The organism is Leucobacter sp. 7(1) (genome assembly GCF_900163635.1).
Lineage (GTDB): Bacteria > Actinomycetota > Actinomycetes > Actinomycetales > Microbacteriaceae > Leucobacter.
Genome location: NZ_FUID01000070.1, coordinates 1 through 1,532, shown reverse-complemented (window position 1 = coordinate 1,532; position 1,532 = coordinate 1). Strand labels below are relative to the sequence as shown.

Annotated in this window: 1 protein-coding gene; it reads right to left on the bottom strand. The window is 66.7% G+C overall.

The features are described 5' to 3' along the window. Positions 1-140: 140 nt before the first annotated feature. A complete protein-coding gene (locus FM113_RS13555) occupies positions 141-1,298 on the bottom strand; it encodes a DUF222 domain-containing protein (protein WP_087015356.1) in 1,158 nt (385 codons plus the stop codon). Between the last annotated feature and the right edge of the window lie 234 nt (positions 1,299-1,532).

The window sequence follows — 1,532 nt, the reverse complement described above, 5'->3', positions numbered from 1 at the left end:
CGAGCGTGACTTCTGGATCACGGTTCTCCGCAACGCGGATCACGTCGTCGCGGAACTCCTTGGGGAACGGCTTGGGCATGATGACATCCTTCCAGGCCAGCCCTCTCGGCTAGCCACGTTCGATGTCACCTGTTCCTGCATCAGACCCGTCCGAGTTCGGTGAAGCGGGTGGCTGGGGCTGGTGGAGGGGCTGTGCCCGGTGGGGAGGCTGTGTCTGGTGAAGAGGCTGTGTCTGGTGGAGAGGCTGTGTCTGGTGGCGGGGCTGTGGGGGCTGGGGATTCCAGAGGTGCTGGGGCCGTTGTGCCTGTGCCTGTGTTCTGCTCTGTGCTCGGAGGACTCTTGGCCCCTGCCCCCGCCCCGGGCCCGGTGTCATTAGGGTCGGGGTCCGTGTCGGGGTGGAGCATGCTCAGCGGCACGATGACCTGCACCTTCGCGTGGATGTTTGGGCCCGCGGCCGCAACATCGTCGGTGGTGCCGGTGAGGAGGAGATCGCGGAGCACGTCCGCGCGGACCGCGTCTCGAGAGCGGTGCGGGAGGGCAGGCTCGGTCCCGGGCCCGGTGCCTACTTTGCCCGCGGTACCCGCGGTACCCGCGGTACCCGCGGTACCCGCGGTACCCGCGGTACCCGCTGTGTGGGTGGCGGCTTCTTCCTGGATCGTGGCCCGCGCGATGCGCGTCACCCGGTCATAGATCGCGTGCGCCTCTACAGTGGGGAGGAACGCGACGAGTTCCGCCATCCCCGCATCAAGGTCCCGCAGGCGCACACACCGCCGTGTGGCCGCCTCCCTATGGCGTTCCTCAAGTGTGTGCTCCGCATACCGGGCGGCGAGAGCCCGCGCGATGGGGCGGAGCCTTGTGGGGGTTTCCTGCCGGGCGTGGACGAGCACTTCCGCCTCGTACACGCCGCGACGTGCCGCGTCTGTGGGGAGGTCCCCGGTGGTGAAGATTGTGCCGGCGTCGGTGATGACGCGGGCGTGATCCAAACTGATCCGCCCAGCCTCAACCTCACGCAGGGTGGGGGTGTAGTGCGAAGTGAGAGCAGACGCGAGATCTAGGAGCCGTTCAACAGCGGATTCACTCCGGGAGAGGGCCGCGGCGAGTTCTAAGCGCAGGGCCCGGTACCCAAGTTCCTGGCCCGCCCCGGGCGAGGTGCTGACGACCGCGTCGAGGGCGTCAGCAAGGACAGTGACGCGTTCCGCATCGAGTGCCCGTTGGTGCGTCTCGATCGTTTCGAGTCGGCTCACCGCGTGTGCGACGCGGTGGCGCTGCGCGGGGGTGAACTCTCCATTGGCGGGCATGGGGCTATTCCCTCACACACCACTGACATTCAGGCCCCGAAAACAGGGGGTTTCAGGGGGCAACAATTCTGGGGCGGGGAAACCCCTGGTGGGCAGAGCGGAAAGTTTTTCAAGAAACTTTCCCGCCCCCAAGTCCCAAGGCTTCGGGGCCTGGGTCAGCCCCGGAACACACTCTGGAATGAACCGTCCCGGGTTCTCTGCCGCTTCCTTTCGAGTTGAAAGGATGGCGTCATG